Source organism: Exiguobacterium sp. s127 (assembly GCF_018618695.1).
Taxonomy (GTDB): domain Bacteria; phylum Bacillota; class Bacilli; order Exiguobacteriales; family Exiguobacteriaceae; genus Exiguobacterium_A; species Exiguobacterium_A oxidotolerans.
The window spans coordinates 56,776-72,017 of the sequence record NZ_JACSMO010000005.1 but is presented as its reverse complement, the minus strand read 5'-3'; the positions used below and the strand labels follow the sequence as shown (position 1 = coordinate 72,017).

Here is a 15,242-nt window from a genome sequence, read left to right as displayed (position 1 = left end):
ACTGAAAAACCTCTGAAGTGGAGTGATGCACATGAAAACAATCACGAAGATTCTCCTTGGCGTCGTCATCGTCGGTATCCTGGCAATCAGTTGGTGGTTAGTCTCGCCGCTTCTTTTTGATAAAGCAGTTGACGAAGGACTTCCCCCGACTTCCTCTGATGTCAAAACGGAAGAACAGACACCGGATACTGAAGATGAAACGGAAACTACGACACCTGGCACGCAGGAGGAAGAGCTTACGTTCTCCGGTAAATTCGTCGATGGAGAAAAAAACTACAAAACCTCAGGAACACTCAAAACGATTCAAGCAGATGACGGTCAGTATCTCCGGTTTGAAGATTTCAAGACGACGAATGGTCCAGATTTATTCGTCTATCTCATTCAACCGGGTATGGAGCCAAAAGAAGGCATCAACTTAGGGGCATTAAAAGGCAATACCGGCAATCAAAATTATGCTGTCCCTCCAGATGTCGATTTCACGAAGTACAATACCGTCGTGATTTGGTGCCGTGCCTTCAACGCCGACTTTGGTACGGCAGTAGTAAAGACTGACAACGAGTAAATATTATGTAACCGATCCCCTCACCACTGATTCATTTCCAATCAGAAGGTCGGGGGATTTGGTCTGGTTCAAAGTCGCAGACACCTACCGGCTCACTTCGCCTTAAAGTTATAGAGCGGCTTGATGACTTTGAGTAATTCGACCGTATCTTCTGTGTTCCGGATGATTTCCTCCATCGGTTTATAGACGAATGGCGACTCATCACGTGTCGATTCGACGACCGAACTCGACCAGACGTCCTGCATCGTCGCTTCAAATTCTCTCAGATCAACGGATTTAAAGGCTTTCGAACGGGACATGATCCGTCCTGCTCCGTGTGGCGCCGAATAGTTCCAGTCCGGATTGCCTTTTCCTTTAACGATCAGTGAACCGTCACGCATGTTCATCGGAATGATGGCGACTTCACCGGCTTGCGCTGAAATCGCACCTTTGCGGAGAATCATCCGCTCGAGATCGATGTAGTTATGAATCGTATCGAACTGTTCCGTGACCGACCAGCCCATCGCTTCAACAATGACGTCGGTCATTGCTTGACGGTTCAGCGCTGCGTACGTTTGAGCGATTTTTAAGTCATGTAAGTAGTTGTCCATATCGGAACCGGACACGTACGCTAAATCTTTATTCGTTTCATTGAACTGACTCTTCAGCTCGACCAACGTCGATTGGATGTCCTGCTCCCGTCCCTGATCTTTCAGTGAGGCGACGACCGACGCCGTATCGACGGTGAATTGTGAGCTTTCCGCCAGCTTTTGATAATGCTCGGCAATCGTTTTCCCGAGGTTCCGGCTGCCGGAATGAATCACGAGATAGAGATTGTCCTCGTCGTCCGCGTTCAGCTCGATAAAGTGATTCCCGCCGCCTAACGTGCCGATTGATAACCGGGCCCGTGTTTCGTTAAACGGTGCCAACACCTGCTCAAACGGAATCTGTTCCGACAACCGGTGCGGCTGATTGCGAACCGACATGCCGCTCGGAACCAGTGCCTGAATCGCAGCATCCAACTTCTCATAATCGACGCCGGCTGTTCCTTCACGGTTGATTTGTGTACATAACATGCCGCAGCCAATGTCGACACCGACGAGATTTGGAACCACTTTATCGTGAATCCGCATCGTCGTGCCGATGACCGAGCCCTTGCCGGCGTGACAATCGGGCATGATTCGGACATTGCCGTCGACAGCAATGTTTTCGTTCAGCATCCCCGTCACCTGTTCAATCGTCGTGTCATCGACATTGTGTGTAAAAATCTTCGCTTCGCCGTACTTTCCGCGAATCGTCTTCATTTCATCCTCCCCCTTACCTTCCTGTCTCTTGTTCAAGTATCCTATAAAATCCCTTTTTTAACAATTCGTTCTTACTCGTGGACAATCGAGACCCATTGTTGGGTCAGCGCCGATTGACCGTCCTCCGTCAACCAGACAAGAGCCGTCGTACTCGTCGCGTCCGGTAACCGTTCCCGCACCAGTCCCGTCATGTCGAGTTCGCGGAGCGTACTTTCCGGTAACAGCGTCACCGCTTGTCCACACCGGACGAGGCCAATCAAGGTCAAGACGTCGGAACACGTTTCCTGTGAGACGACCCCGAACTGTTGGCTGAGCGTCTGAAAGACACCCAGTCCTTCCTGACTCGGAATAATCATATCGGCATCCGGAAAATCAGGATGATGGATTCGGTAAAACGGTTCCTCTTCCATCCACTCGATCGTGACACCTTGCGCCTCAATCGGCAGCCGGACGAGTGCCACGTCGATCGCATGATCCTTCAAACGATCAATCAAAGCAGCAGACTCGCCCTGATGAATCTGTAACGTAATCCGCGGATGCCGTCGTTTCATTTCTCTCACCCAGCCTGTCAAGCGGCCGGCGGACAACGTATTGACGCCGATCCGTAAGATGCCGGTCCGCCCTTCCTTGATGTCACTGACTTCGATCCGCGTTTCCGCTTCATAGCGCAATAGTGAGACGGCCCGTTCATAGAGCCGCTCACCGCTCGCTGTAATCCGGATGCCGCGTCCCGCCCGTTCAATCAGCCGTACGCCAAGCAACTCTTCCATCTTCCGAATTTGTTGCGTCAAGGCAGGCTGAGCCATCCGCAGGCGTTCTGCTGCCCGCGTGACCGATTGTTCTTCGACGACTGCACAAAAATAGCGATATTGCCGTAAATCCATATTCATCATCTCTCTCATATGTTTTCAGTCATAAATATGTATGAATCATAACATCAATCATATGATACGATGCTGAAATCAGCGATTTTTAAAGGAGACGATTTTTGTGAAACGTACGACGTCCACAGTCCAGTGGATTATTTTCTTATTAGCCAATACGATTGCCTTGCCGATCGTCGTCGCGAGTCTGTTCGACCTCTCAAGTGTCGAAACGGCCGCGCTTGTCCAGCGATCCTTTTTTGTCGGCGGGATTGCCTGTTTTCTTCATGGTGTGTTCGGTCACCGGTTACCGATCGTGTCCGGCCCTGCCGGTTCATGGGTCAGTATCTTTGTTGTCATCGCCGCTCTGCCGGTCGATTCAAAGACGGCCTTCACGATTGCGATGGCCGCGGTCGTCATTGCCGGTGTTGTCCTGATTTTCCTCGGGTTGACAGGATGGACCCGCTTTTTATTACCGGTCTTCACCCCGCTCGTCAGCGGCACGTTTTTGCTTTTATTATGTATTCAACTGACCGGCGTCATGCTGGGTGCCGTTCTCGCCGTCGAAGCGACACGTCTTGCCGGTGTTCTGACATTCCTGCTTGTCCTCGGACTGAGCCAGTTTGGTCCGGCACGGCTCCGTCCGTTCGCTTTGATGATCGGCATTGTCGTCGGCTGGTTGGTCAGTCGCCCGTCACTGCCGGAAGCATCCGGTGTCTTTTCCGTCCCGACCGCTTTACCGTTCGGGATGCCGCAATTTGACGGCAGTGCGTTTCTCGTCGCGATTCCGTTTGCAATTCTTTTAATCGTCAACTTGATTGCTGCGCTCAGCGCCGTCGAAGCGACGATTCAGAAACAAGGCGCCTTGCATCAAGGACTGACGATCGAAGGGATCATTCACTTGATCGCGGCGACGTTCTCGACGCTCGTTCCGGTCCCGTTACCGATTACAAGTGGTTTCATCGCCCAGACAGGCAGTAAGGACCGCCGACCGTTTTTGATTGCCTCACTCGTCATTGCCTTGGTCGGTTTTTTCCCGAGCATCATCGGCATCATCGCGACATTGCCGCGTAGTGTCGCCAGTGCAGCGTTACTCGCGACGTTACCGCACATGTTCCTGATTGCCTGGCAGTCGGCTGAAAGCAGCATGACGACAAGCCGCCGGAAACATGCCTTTGCGATTTGTGCCGTCATCGGGATCAGCATTCTGTTGCAATCGACGGTCCTGGCAGAAATTCTGCCACTGACGTTACGTCCGTTCTTCAGTAACGGCTTATTGATCGGGACGATGCTCGTCCTCGGTTTTGAAGTCATCGAACGTTTGCGCGTGCGACGTGATGCTCAATCAGAACGGCTTGCCAGTTAATTTATATGTCAAAGTAAAATCCCCACTCTGTCGTAAAACACGACAAAGTGGGGATTTTGTGTTTGAAATCAGATGAAAGCAGTCCATCAAACTCGGCTTCTTCCCGTGACTCCTACAGGAAAGCACAGGAAAGGACGACGAGTTTCACTTAACTTAACCTAACTTCACCGGACTTCGCGCCACCATTTACGGGTCTGACTTGCAACCGTCACGCTTTCGCCGATCATCGGTGTCACGACCGGTACGTCGTGTTTCGCCGCTTCCTTCAACAGCCGTTCGACCGGTTCGTACCACGGATGAAACGCCAGTGTAAACGCCGACCAATGGACAGGAATCATCACGTCTCCTTTGACATCAAGATGTGCCGCGAGTGTCTGTTCCGGTAACATGTGCGAACTGGACCAACGGGTATCGTATTGACCGCACTCCATGATCGTCAAGTCAAACGGACCATACTGGTCACCGATTGCCTCAAAGTGGGGACCGTAGCCGCTGTCGCCGCTGAAAAAGACTTTCTTCGATCCCTCAATCACCCATGATGCCCAAAGCGTCGAAAATTGATCAAGCCCGTTTCGTCCCGAATAGTGCCGGGCCGGCGTCGCCGTCAGACGGAGGCCATTCGTCTCAATCGATTCGTGCCAATCGAGTTCCGTGATCCGGCTTGCGTCGACGCCCCAGCCTTTCAGGCGGCTCGCGACACCAAGCGGAACGATGAATTGTCCGACCCGGTCTTTTAATGCCAGGACCGAATGGTAATCCAAGTGGTCATAATGGTCATGCGAATAAATGACGAGATCGATTGCCGGCAAAGCATCGAGGTCGACCGGTGCCGTCGTCTGGAACCGTCCGCCTCCGAGTTTCGGGAACGGTGACGGCGCACGACCGAGCATCGGATCAAAGAAAATCGTCTGGTGATCGAGTTCGAGCAGGAATGCCGAATGCCCGAACCAGGTCACACGCGGTTCTGTCCCGTCCGTCCGCTGTTCAAACGGTTTGACCGGTAACGGTTTGACCGGTTTTAAAGACGGCAATTTCCGCCCATAATCTTTTAAGATACTTTTTGTTGTCTCCCATTCCATCTTCAGTTGAAACGGCAGTTCATTTTGAAACTTTCCATTTTTGAACTGGGCGGATCGTCTGTAATCCTGTTGATCGGCTTTAGACGGTCGGCGACCGAATAATGGATAACGCGTCATAAAGACCGTTCCGAGTAAACCGAGCCCTGTAAGTGTTGCGACTGTTTTTTTCATGTTTTCACCTCTTCAATAAGTGCTTCCAGTATAGCACTCGCCTTTTTCCTGGCGGTAGCGAAGACACTTCTCCAACAAAAAACACGGGTTACTTTTAGAAAAAGCAATCCGTGTTCGTCCCTTATTTATTTAAATCGTCTGCGTCCCATTTCGTCCGCGTACTTTTTTCGTGATTCGCATCCTGCTCCGCCTCATAGTCATTGACGCCGGGATTTTCGACTTTTCCCTCATGTCGATGTCCTTCATCATGGTCATGGTCATGATTGTGGTCGTGATCGTCCCGTTCCTTGACGAACAAGGCGATGCCGCCACGCTCGACTTCTTCGTAATGTTTTGCCGCTTCGTCGTCCGAATGACCGACGCGTTTCAGTGTCTCACGTAACGGTGGTTCCTTGCTGAACTTCGCTTTCATTTCATCGACCCAAGACGCACCCGATGTCTCTTCGGCCGCTTCATCCCGTCCGACAACTGAAAAATCAGAGTCCTTATGTCCGTGTTCTTTTAAAGCATGCATCTTTTGCTCCAAGCTGGATTGATCATGAAAAACGCCTACGAATTTTTTCGCCATCGTTACCACCATCCCTCTCACAAAATGTATGAATCGGACTACTTCCCTTTTTTACCCATGTTCTTCTGAAGCAAAACAGTGCAGTAAAAAAAGAACTCCTCCGCTGACGCGGAAAAGCTCTCTCAAGATTCGATTAATCGTTCAGCTGTTGCGGCGAATCGACTAATGTAATCGTACCTTCATTTTTTTGGACGAAGCGTTCGTAGACGAAATCATTCGCAAAGAGGAGAACCGGGTTTTCCCAACGGTCATAGACGAGGACCGTCCGTGAATCCGTCAATTTCTTCACTTCATTGATTTCTGTCACCTTGACCCACTTCGCGACCTGGAAGTTCGCCGCATCTTTTAAGATATCGACGCCGTACTCGCCTTTAAGGCGGTGTTCGAAGACTTCGAACTGAAGTTGACCGATCGCACCGAGGATGACCTCGTTGTATTCCGTCTTATAGACTTGAATTGCCCCTTCTTGCGCCAATTGTTCAATCCCTTTTTGGAATTGTTTGGACTTCAGGGCATTTTTCGTAAAGACCTTCAAGAATAATTCCGGTGCGAATGTCGGCAAGGCTTCGTATTGGAGTGACGGATCACCATTCGTGATTGTATCGCCAATTTGATAGTTGCCCGAATCATAGAGACCGATGACGTCTCCAGCAAAGGCTTCGTTGACCGTTTCCCGCTCATCTGCCATGAACTGCGTCGATTGCGACAATTTCATTTTCTTACCTGTCCGCGTCAGGACGACATCCATCCCACGGTCGAATTTGCCGGTACAGATGCGGATGAACGCAATCCGGTCCCGGTGATTCGGGTTCATGTTCGCCTGGATTTTAAAGACGAATCCGCTGAAGAATTCTTGTGCCGGTTCGATCTTCCCTTTGTTCGATTCCCGTGGTGTCGGTGACGGGGACAAGTTGAGATAGTGCTCGAGCAGTGGCGTGACACCAAAGTCGACGAGTGCTGAACCGAAGAAGACCGGTGTCAGTTCACCTTTCGCAATCAATTCCTCGTCATAGGCATTGCCGGCACCGTCGAGTAAATCAACTTCATCGACGAGCGTGTCGTACATTTCATTGTTGATTGAGTTAGCGAGTTCGTCGCTTGCGAGCCCCTCTTCCCCAAGCTCAATCGTCTTCCGGTCTTGTTTGAAGCAGTGGAACTTCTCGTTGACCCGGTCGTAGACCCCTTCGAACTGTTGTCCTGAACCTGCCGGCCACGTGACAGCAACCGACGGGATCCCGAGGACTTCTTCAAGCTCTTCCATCAGTTCGAGCGGATCGCGTGCTTGACGGTCCATCTTGTTGATGAATGTAAAGATCGGAATACCGCGCATCCGACAGACTTGAAAAAGTTTTTTCGTTTGTGACTCGATCCCTTTCGCCGCATCGATGACCATGATTGCCGAGTCGACGGCCGTCAAAATCCGGTACGTATCTTCACCGAAGTCCGAGTGACCCGGTGTATCCATGATGGAAACGATTTTTTTATCGTATTCGAATTGCATGACCGATGAGGTGACCGAGATTCCACGTTGTTTCTCGATTTCCATCCAGTCGGATTTAGCAAATTTTGAATTTTTCCGGGCTTTGACCGACCCTGCTTCCCGGATTGCCCCTCCGTGGAGTAAGAATTTTTCTGTTAATGTCGTTTTCCCGGCATCCGGGTGGGAGATGATACCGAAAATCCGGCGTTTCTCGACTTCAGTTTGTAATTTTGTCATGTATAATAAGTCCCTTCACGATAAATTCAATACTTGTAACCAGCTCATTTTTCGCAACTAATCTATCATACCGAATTTTCAGCTATTCGTCTATTTCACACGATTGACTCAATTTTCAGATTTTTAGTTGACAACTCGTCCTGATGTTCTATAAGATGACGAGGAAGTTAACTAACTAGAAGGAGGAGACGTACACATGAAACAGCCACAAGCACAGCGACAGATTCAGGTATCAAACTCATCTGCGATCATTGTACGTCACCCAATCGTTTAATTTTTTAAAAATTAAGCAGGGTGTGCGTATGCGTATACGTACATGCTGCCCCCTTATATCAGGACGGGTATGCCCATATTTGTGCGTATCCGTCTTTTCTATTGTCTAAAAACGGAATAATAAGGGGTTTTATTTATGTTCAACTCATTAAAACTGCTCGACCGTAACATCTGGATCCGGTTCGTCGGGGAAACGTTAACCGGCATCATGATGTTCATGATTGCACCATTTCTTGTACTCTATTACGCCGATCAACTCGATTCGTACCTCCTCGTCGGCGTCATCATGGCAATCGGGCCGATTGCCGCTTTATTCGGCTCTTTCCTCGGAGGGCACCTCGCCGACATTTACGGCCGCAAACCGTTGATGGTCATCGCCATCGTCGGGGATGCGCTCGCCCTAATCGGTTTTACGTTTGCCGATACATTTTGGCCGTTGCTTATCTTAAATGCGACGCTCGGCCTGACGAATTCTCTGTTCCACCCGGCAGCGAGCGCAATGGTCGCCGATGTCACACCACCGGAACGGTTGAATGAATCGTTTGGTCTCTTACGGATGGGACATAACATCGGGGCCGCGTTTGGTCCATTGATCGGCAGTGCCGTCCTCTTCATCGATCGGTCCTTAATTTTCTATGGAGCAGCTATTGTTTATGTACTTTATGCCCTCGTCCTCCTGCTGTTCATCGGTGAGACGAAACCTGAAAAAATCGAGCATCCGGTGGATACGCCACAACTTTCTTCACTGACTGTCTTACGAAAGGACCATGTCTTTTTAATCTTCATTGCGGCTGGTGTCTTCATCTCGATGGGCTTCACGCTCGTCGAAAACATGTTACCCGTCTTCTTAAAAGAAGCCTTACCGGGATTACCGGACGAAAAAAATCCTTTCCCGTACTTGATGGGACTGAACGGCATCATGGTCGTCTTGTTCCAATTTCCGATTGCTGCGAAGCTATCCGGAAAATCGTTCGGGAAAGTCATGTTACTCGGCGCAAGCGTCTTCGGACTCGGCATGATTTTACTCGCCTTCGTCCCGTCCCACTTCTTCTCGCTCGGAACGGATTATATCGTCATCGTCATTCTCTTACTCGTCATTTATGCCCTTTATACCATCGGCGAAATGATCATGTCACCGGTCCAAATGACGTTCATCGCTTTAATTGCGCCGGTTCACTTACGGGGAACGTATAATGGTGCCGCGAGCGTGCAGTGGTTGATTGGTGGCGTAACGGCACCGCTCCTCGGGTCGTTGTTCCTCGAATCCGGTCACGGCGACTATGCGCTTGGCGCCATCGGGGTCGCGTGTTGTTTATCTGGACTCGTCTACTTGGCACTCGATCGTTCGATTCGCCGTGCGAAACGGTTGTCCGAGTCGGCGTAAGGTGAATGGTCTTAAAGAAGAAGTTGGTAGTAAACTTAAAAAAATACTAAATAGTTGCTTTAACCTGTTCCTGCTAAAAAACTAAAAGACAAGCGATTTAGATTTTAATCAAATCAATCGCTTGTCTTTTTAGTTGCATTGAATGGTGTTTCTCTCCCGTTTCTTGCTCGTTCTCTGTTAGGAGCAAGGGACATCACCTTGTGTCTCACCCAAGAAAAAGTCACAACGGCAAGTTTCGTTTCCGGAAAAGGACGATGGCAAGACCATAGCTCAGCAGACCAATCAGGATTAAAATGATTACTGAGACGAGGACCTCTCCTTCCCCACTGGCGATTTTTCCGGGTTCATAAAGCGAAAACGGCGTAAAATGCCGAATCCAGTCGATTTTCGTGACAATTTTCCCCATCATGTTCATCCCGTAAAATAGAAAAGTTATCCCACCCGCGACCGCAAAAGCATTTTTTTCATCGTTGAACAAACAGGAAATCAAGAACGAATAACCGCTGACGGCTAAAAATAAGCAAAACCCGACGTAGTTGATTTGGAAAAACTCAGTGAGTGCGATTCGGTCCGTATCGATTAAGAACCGTGCTGCGAGCGCCCCGCCTGCGAATGTCAAAACATGAATCACAATTAAACCACTGATTAAGACGAGCATTTGTGTGACGATGACTTTCGTTCGTGAGACCTGCGTCGATAAAAGATAGGCCATCGAACCGCGGTCGACGAGCCGTGCGACGAGTTGAATCGCGACCATCACGCTAAAGACACCCAGGATTAAAAGATAAAATAGACCATAGTATTCGGCCGAGATGAATTGACCGTAGTTGCTGATCGACTCCATTCCGAATGCCCGCATCATTCCCTCCGGTAAGATCTGCATCATGTCGTCAATCTGTTCCATGTTGTCGTCGAGCAACGGATAAAGGGAGGTAATCAACGTGACATACATGGCTGAGCCAACCCCGAAACCAAAAAACATCTTCAGATGGAGCTGCATCATATGACGATAAAGGGCGAGATTCATTCCCCCAACTCCTTTTGATTATAATAATCCATAAAAATTTGTTCCAAGCTTTGGTCATCGGCACTGATGTTCTTGACGTGATACGGGGCGAGCGTTTGGATGAGTAAATCATAATTCCCACGGAGTTCGACCCGGACCGTCCGCACGTCGATTCGCTCCGTCGTCAAGGCGGAAGCAAGCAGAGCGGCTACAGCCACTTCTTCATCGAGCGTGACGTTAAATGATTTTCGTTGCATCGTCTGCAACTCATGAATATTTTTTGTCGCAACGATTTTGCCGTCACGAATAATCGCTGCCCGGTCGCATGTCCGCTCGATTTCAGCAAAACTATGAGACGACATCAAGAAGGTCTTGCCACGTGCTTTTTCTTCAAGGACGAGTTCGATGAACAAGTTCTGCATCAATGGATCGAGTCCCGACGTCGGTTCGTCGAGGATATAGATTTCCGGGTCATGCATGAATGTCGCGACGATCCCAATCTTTTGCTTCATTCCTTTTGACATCTTGCGAATCGGTGTGTTCGGGTTGAATTGGAGCTTTTTAATCAACTCGTCACGTCTGTCCGGATTGTCTGATCCTTGCATACCGGCCATCATGTTGAGGAATGCAAGCCCTGTCATTCCGTCAAGGAACGCCATTTCGCCGGGTAAATAACCGACGTGACTTCGCGCTTGCGCCTGATTTGCCCACGTATCGAGCCCTTTTATCGTCGCCCGCCCGCGTTGCGGCTTCATATATCCCATCAAATGACGAATCGTCGTTGATTTTCCGCTACCGTTCGGTCCGAGAAAACCGAATACTTCGCCTTTCTCCACATTGATCGTGACATCAAAAATTCCTTTTCCGTTTGAAAACTGTTGCGTCAGATTCTCGATGTTAATCATGTCACCCCTCCTGAAAGTTTGAAAGAATACTCCGGCATTGATACTTTTAATACCTTTCAAGAAAAACGATCAGTTCTCCTCTTTCAGCTGAAAAAGTCCGCTGTTCCAACCAGCTTACGCACGAGCAACGCTAATTCGACAAAAAAAGCGGACATCCCTCGAAAACATCGGGGTATCCGCTCTCGTACCTGAAATAACTCGATTCAGGCAATCCTTCATTAAGACGGCAACGCATTATCTGCGACAAATGGACCAAAGATAACCGGTAGCGGTTCCAGCGTCCTTTGCACATCCGCGATGAACCGACTCGATCCACTGACGAATACGATCGGGTCGTCGCTTGCAATCATCTCTAAAAATTCAACCGCCCCTTCATCCGTACTATTTTGGTGCATAGTATGGAAAACAAGTCCCTTTTGAATAAGTCCTTCGAGTGTCATCATCAACTTAGCCGAGAGCGCCTTCATGTCGTTAAAATGGACAAGCGTCGTTTTCCGATGATTCGTCAAAGCATACCTTGCTTCGTCAATGACAGCACCTAAATGATGTGTTTCTGCAATCAACAACACTTCGAGTTGTCTCCAGTTTGCGTTTGATGAATATTTGCAAAAGTGACGACACGTATCAACGAGTTGGTGATGGACAACAGACCATGCCTCGAGCAATGGGTCTGTCGCTTCAAGCTCAAATTCCCATTGCACGGCGAGCAGGATCTCCTCACTGACGATTTCTGGGTAAGACAGAATGAACGATTTCGTTTGATTGATTTCTTCGAGTAAAATGAGTTTAAACAACTCACTCGGTTCTTGTTGGTTCGTCACGTGATGCAACAGGCGACTGAGGCGTAAAATCCGAAGTTCACGATTTTGTAAACGCATGTCCTGCTGTCCCATTTGTTCAAGCTGTCGGCTATGATTTTTTTCTAACTGATCATAAAACCGGCTCGCGATGCGGAAACCGCGTTTATCCACTTCCGGACCCATCTTTTGTAAGAGGTGTAATGCTTGATCAAAATGCATACCATGACCTACCTTTCCCCCCTCATTATGCCCGAACCCCTAGATAAAAACAATCTTCAAAAAAGGTATAAAAAATACTTGTTTTATACAACATATTTAAACTTGTTCTTCCTTCCTATCCATTTTAGAATCTAGGATAAGTAGGTGATATATATGCGCATGACACGTTATACGGACTATGCGATCCGGTCGCTTTTATTTGCAGGCACACATGCGGATCGACTTGTCCGAATCCAGGAAGTAGCGGATTGTTACGACATTTCTAAAAATCATCTGATGAAAGTCGTCTATCGTTTAGGACAAAATGGTCTGATTCATTCTGTCCGTGGTCGTGGTGGTGGATTTCGCTTAGCAAGTCCTCCGGATGAAATTTATCTCGGTGACGTCGTACAATTGTTCGAACCAACAACTCATTTTTTGGACCCGCAAGAGGGAATGGTGGAACATCCATCTCTTGACCCTGCACGAACTGCCTTTGATGAAGCGATTGAAGCGTTCCATCAGGTACTTAATAGTTATACGATCCAGGATTTATTGCATCCGGCAAATGAACTGCATCCACAAATTCTTGAAATGATTCCGAGGCGCAATTGATGCGTAGCGGAATCATTTTTTGTTGCGCCCGCATCATCAACGATTTCTCATCCGCTGCGTGGTATACTCATATAAGAAAGGAGGGGTACAGATGAACCCTCATGAAGAACTCAATAGCCTATATCTTCGATTGAAAGAGGAAAATCCGTCACTCGAACGTGGCGAATCACTTTGGACGATTTTTGAAGATACGACCGACGATTCACTTCGCCCCTTAGCATTATGGACCTTTTCTCAAAACCAGTTTGATCTCGGACATTTCCGCTCGTTCCTCGTCTCGTTTTCATTATTGATGGACTGGATTCGTAAGGACGAACTGACACTGACACATAAACAGGAGCTTGACCTGTACTGGAACTATAAATCGTATTTGATTTATGCCGCTGAACAAGAAGACGTCTCAATCGCTTTGTTAGAGGCGGATTATGAACGTTTTAGCGACTTTTGTGACGCCAACGGATTTGCGCGGACCCGTGATTATATCGGTTTCATGATTTACAGTAAACTTGGTGACGAAGAACAAGCGGATCAATACTTGGAAGAATGGATTGATGCCCCTTCCGATGAACTGAGTGATTGTCCGTCGTGTGAAGGATTCAGCCGGATGACGTACGCGATTGAACGTGGTTTCGAAGACCGGGCACTTCTATTGTATGCAGCAATCCGACACGAGCGCGGTTGTTCACGGATGCCGGACCAGGCACATCCGTACATCTTGCCATTGTTCATCAGTCGTAAACAGGACCGATTCGATTGGATGGAGAAACTCACACAAGAAGTACGCCGCGTCAAGCCGCTCTTCACAGGTGGTGACGAACCGTATCACCTTTATGCCGAAATGTATTACAACCCGAATTACGTCTGGTCGATGGAAGAGAAAAAACAATTGATTCCGCTTTTGACAGATCGCGGCTACCTTCAGTTCTTACTCGCTCATTACGCAGCCTCTTACCGATCAGCCCGTAAAGAAGAAGCCGGCTATCTCGGATTGCTCCGTTCGAATATTTATGAAATTGCCCAAAGTCTTGACCACCGCATTGACGGTTCCTTCTATCTAGACTTTGTCGAACGTGAACTTAAACGGGTCACACAATTTGTCGGTTGATGCACCACGAAAGGAAGTGTCGTCATGCTTGATCATGTTCAGTTAGCTGCGCCACCTGCTTCAGAAGATGCGACCCGGGCTTTTTATGCCGGGCTATTACATATGAAAGAAGTCGAAAAGCCCGTCGGTGTCCGTGCGACGGGTGGCGTTTGGTTTACAAGTCACGCTGCAGCGATTCACGTTGGCATCGAACAAAATTTTCAGCCGGCTAAAAAAGCACATCCCGGCCTCACGTTTCCCGACTTGGATGGTGTCGCCGAGCGCTTGAATAAAGCCGGTCACCCGGTCACGTTTGACGATCGGCTTGCACCGCGCCGGCGATTGTTTACGGAAGATCCATTCGGAAACCGAATCGAATGTATCGAAAGCCAGTTGACGCCGATTACTCCGGATAAACTAAAGGCAGGGTCGCATGTCCGTCTCCTTGCGCCTGCTTCGAGCTTAGCGAGTGTCGATGAAAAAATCATCAATGACGCCATCGAACTGTTAGAAACGCTCGGACTCCGCGTCTCAATCAGTCAACATGCCCGCGCCGTCAATCCGTTCGGTTCGAGCGACCCGGCTTGCCGAATCGACGATTTACATGCCGCTTTCGCCGACAGCGACGTCAACGCGATTCTTTGCGTACGCGGTGGCTTCAGTTCAAACGAATTGCTTGCGGGACTCGATTACGATTTAATTCGGACCCACCCGAAGATTCTTTGCGGTTTCTCTGACATTACGGCGCTCAGTAATGCGATTTTCACAAAAACAGGTCTCGTCACCTACTCAGGACCGATGTTACGGGCACTCAGTTCGCGTGACGCCTACACGCTCGACTACTTCAAGAAGATGTTCTTCGGCGTCCAAGCGATCTCCGTTCGTCCGAGCGTCAACTGGCATGACTGGTTTGACGGCCGGACCGTCACGTCCTTGAACGACGGTCATCTCGTTTTAGCGAGCGGAAAAGCGAGCGGCCGGATTCTCGGGGGAAACCTTTGTACGTTGAACTTATTACAAGGAACGCCGTTTTTCCCCGATTTGCGTCAAGCCGTCCTCTTCTTAGAGGACGACTACGAAGTCCATCCGGCGACGTTCGCCCGTGACTTTGCTTCGTTACTGGCACAACCGGGCGCTGACGAAATCCGCGGGATCGTCTTCGGCCGGTTCCAACTGACGACGAAGATGACGGAAGAACATTTACGTTATCTCGTCAGTCTCTACCCGCAACTTAAAACAATCCCCGTCATCGCGAATGCGGATTTCGGTCACACGGAACCTTTATTTACGTTCCCGATTGGCGGGATCGCCGAGCTTGACCATGATCAAATCACGCTGAACGCGAAATAAAAAGAAGGAGTCGCGGCA

Annotated in this window: 14 protein-coding genes; 6 read left to right on the top strand and 8 right to left on the bottom strand. The window is 49.1% G+C overall.

Annotated features, from left to right (window positions below):
* The first annotated feature begins 31 nt into the window (after positions 1–31).
* Positions 32–562, top strand: a complete 531-nt coding sequence (locus KNP98_RS08275) for a DM13 domain-containing protein (RefSeq protein WP_214769771.1) — start codon at positions 32–34, stop codon at positions 560–562.
* Between the two features lie 92 nt (positions 563–654).
* Here the strand turns inward: KNP98_RS08275 and KNP98_RS08270 are convergent, their stop codons facing one another.
* Together KNP98_RS08270 and KNP98_RS08265 are read right to left on the bottom strand one after the other, a co-directional pair.
* The gene (locus KNP98_RS08270) at positions 655–1,845 is read right to left on the bottom strand and encodes an RtcB family protein (RefSeq protein WP_214807776.1); all 1,191 of its coding nucleotides are present in this window, start codon (positions 1,843–1,845) and stop codon (positions 655–657) included.
* Between the two features lie 71 nt (positions 1,846–1,916).
* On the bottom strand, positions 1,917–2,729 hold the full coding sequence (locus KNP98_RS08265) for a LysR family transcriptional regulator (protein WP_214769777.1): 813 nt from the start codon (positions 2,727–2,729) through the stop codon (positions 1,917–1,919).
* Positions 2,730–2,835: 106 nt separating this feature from the next.
* Here KNP98_RS08265 and KNP98_RS08260 point away from each other — a divergent pair, with 106 nt between their 5' ends.
* The gene (locus KNP98_RS08260) at positions 2,836–4,074 is read left to right on the top strand and encodes a purine/pyrimidine permease (protein ID WP_214807773.1); all 1,239 of its coding nucleotides are present in this window, start codon (positions 2,836–2,838) and stop codon (positions 4,072–4,074) included.
* Between the two features lie 164 nt (positions 4,075–4,238).
* Here the strand turns inward: KNP98_RS08260 and KNP98_RS08255 are convergent, their stop codons facing one another.
* The 3 genes from KNP98_RS08255 to KNP98_RS08245 all read right to left on the bottom strand — a co-directional run bounded on the left by KNP98_RS08255 (position 4,239) and on the right by KNP98_RS08245 (position 7,609).
* Positions 4,239–5,324 carry an MBL fold metallo-hydrolase gene (locus tag KNP98_RS08255; protein ID WP_214807770.1) on the bottom strand — a complete coding sequence of 362 codons (1,086 nt, stop codon included), beginning with the start codon at positions 5,322–5,324 and terminating at the stop codon, positions 4,239–4,241.
* 121 nt (positions 5,325–5,445) lie between these two features.
* Complete coding sequence (locus tag KNP98_RS08250; protein ID WP_239456864.1) at positions 5,446–5,892, bottom strand: general stress protein; 447 nt, start codon at positions 5,890–5,892, stop codon at positions 5,446–5,448.
* Positions 5,893–6,025: 133 nt separating this feature from the next.
* Entirely contained in the window at positions 6,026–7,609 is a 1,584-nt protein-coding gene (locus tag KNP98_RS08245) for a peptide chain release factor 3 (RefSeq protein WP_214767409.1), read from the bottom strand.
* A 409-nt stretch (positions 7,610–8,018) separates the two neighbouring features.
* Between KNP98_RS08245 and KNP98_RS08240 the strand changes: the two genes are divergently transcribed.
* A complete protein-coding gene (locus KNP98_RS08240; protein WP_214811064.1) occupies positions 8,019–9,266 on the top strand; it encodes an MDR family MFS transporter in 1,248 nt (415 codons plus the stop codon).
* 220 nt (positions 9,267–9,486) lie between these two features.
* Here KNP98_RS08240 and KNP98_RS08235 read toward each other — a convergent pair whose 3' ends face one another.
* The 3 genes from KNP98_RS08235 to KNP98_RS08225 form a co-directional block, all read right to left on the bottom strand.
* Positions 9,487–10,293, bottom strand: a complete 807-nt coding sequence (locus KNP98_RS08235; RefSeq protein ID WP_088836771.1) for an ABC transporter permease subunit — start codon at positions 10,291–10,293, stop codon at positions 9,487–9,489.
* Positions 10,290–11,177: an ABC transporter ATP-binding protein gene (locus KNP98_RS08230; RefSeq protein WP_214811062.1), complete on the bottom strand. Its 888-nt coding sequence runs from the start codon at positions 11,175–11,177 to the stop codon at positions 10,290–10,292. The genes KNP98_RS08235 and KNP98_RS08230 overlap by 4 nt, the downstream gene beginning before the upstream one ends.
* 218 nt (positions 11,178–11,395) lie before the next feature.
* On the bottom strand, positions 11,396–12,196 hold the full coding sequence (locus KNP98_RS08225) for a hypothetical protein (protein WP_214811060.1): 801 nt from the start codon (positions 12,194–12,196) through the stop codon (positions 11,396–11,398).
* A gap of 153 nt (positions 12,197–12,349) precedes the next feature.
* Between KNP98_RS08225 and KNP98_RS08220 the strand changes: the two genes are divergently transcribed.
* The 3 genes from KNP98_RS08220 to KNP98_RS08210 all read left to right on the top strand — a co-directional run bounded on the left by KNP98_RS08220 (position 12,350) and on the right by KNP98_RS08210 (position 15,224).
* Positions 12,350–12,790, top strand: a complete 441-nt coding sequence (locus KNP98_RS08220) for an RrF2 family transcriptional regulator (RefSeq protein WP_088836768.1) — start codon at positions 12,350–12,352, stop codon at positions 12,788–12,790.
* A 91-nt stretch (positions 12,791–12,881) separates the two neighbouring features.
* Complete coding sequence (locus KNP98_RS08215) at positions 12,882–13,895, top strand: hypothetical protein (RefSeq protein WP_029333318.1); 1,014 nt, start codon at positions 12,882–12,884, stop codon at positions 13,893–13,895.
* Positions 13,896–13,919: 24 nt separating this feature from the next.
* A complete protein-coding gene (locus KNP98_RS08210; protein ID WP_214804963.1) occupies positions 13,920–15,224 on the top strand; it encodes a VOC family protein in 1,305 nt (434 codons plus the stop codon).
* The last annotated feature ends 18 nt before the right edge of the window (positions 15,225–15,242 follow it).

Coding starts and splice junctions, on each gene's coding strand:
- KNP98_RS08230 (WP_214811062.1), bottom strand. CDS start 11,177: ATGATTAACATCGAGAATCTGACGCAACAGTTTTCAAACGGAAAAGGA.
- KNP98_RS08220 (WP_088836768.1), top strand. CDS start 12,350: ATGCGCATGACACGTTATACGGACTATGCGATCCGGTCGCTTTTATTT.
- KNP98_RS08250 (WP_239456864.1), bottom strand. CDS start 5,892: ATGGCGAAAAAATTCGTAGGCGTTTTTCATGATCAATCCAGCTTGGAG.
- KNP98_RS08225 (WP_214811060.1), bottom strand. CDS start 12,196: ATGCATTTTGATCAAGCATTACACCTCTTACAAAAGATGGGTCCGGAA.
- KNP98_RS08255 (WP_214807770.1), bottom strand. CDS start 5,324: ATGAAAAAAACAGTCGCAACACTTACAGGGCTCGGTTTACTCGGAACG.
- KNP98_RS08235 (WP_088836771.1), bottom strand. CDS start 10,293: ATGAATCTCGCCCTTTATCGTCATATGATGCAGCTCCATCTGAAGATG.
- KNP98_RS08275 (WP_214769771.1), top strand. CDS start 32: ATGAAAACAATCACGAAGATTCTCCTTGGCGTCGTCATCGTCGGTATC.
- KNP98_RS08270 (WP_214807776.1), bottom strand. CDS start 1,845: ATGAAGACGATTCGCGGAAAGTACGGCGAAGCGAAGATTTTTACACAC.
- KNP98_RS08215 (WP_029333318.1), top strand. CDS start 12,882: ATGAACCCTCATGAAGAACTCAATAGCCTATATCTTCGATTGAAAGAG.
- KNP98_RS08245 (WP_214767409.1), bottom strand. CDS start 7,609: ATGACAAAATTACAAACTGAAGTCGAGAAACGCCGGATTTTCGGTATC.
- KNP98_RS08265 (WP_214769777.1), bottom strand. CDS start 2,729: ATGGATTTACGGCAATATCGCTATTTTTGTGCAGTCGTCGAAGAACAA.
- KNP98_RS08210 (WP_214804963.1), top strand. CDS start 13,920: ATGCTTGATCATGTTCAGTTAGCTGCGCCACCTGCTTCAGAAGATGCG.
- KNP98_RS08240 (WP_214811064.1), top strand. CDS start 8,019: ATGTTCAACTCATTAAAACTGCTCGACCGTAACATCTGGATCCGGTTC.